Source organism: Mycobacterium angelicum (genome assembly GCF_002086155.1).
GTDB lineage: Bacteria > Actinomycetota > Actinomycetes > Mycobacteriales > Mycobacteriaceae > Mycobacterium > Mycobacterium angelicum.
Map to the genome: position 1 here is coordinate 1 of NZ_MVHE01000480.1, position 222 is coordinate 222.

Consider the following 222-nt stretch of genomic DNA (forward strand, 5'->3'; position numbering starts at 1 on the left):
GGGTTGCAGTGCGGCGTCGAGGAGGGCGGGGTGGATGCCGTAGCCGGTGGTGTCGGTGTCGGGGGGTAGGGCGATGTCGGCGTGGACGGTGTCGGGGTTGCTGGGGTCCTGGGTCAGGGCGCGCACGCCTTGGAAGGGGGGTTGGTAGTGCAGGCCGTGGGTGGCGAGTTGGTGGTAGAAGTCGTCGGTGTCGATGGGCTCTGCCGGGGGTGGGGGTGTGGG

The 222-nt window shown here is 70.7% G+C and carries 1 protein-coding gene; it reads right to left on the minus strand.

Annotation, left to right across the window (positions count from 1 at the left end; genetic code table 11):
• On the minus strand, positions 1-222 hold a 222-nt coding region (locus BST12_RS30345), incomplete at both ends, for a polyketide synthase dehydratase domain-containing protein (protein ID WP_139802157.1).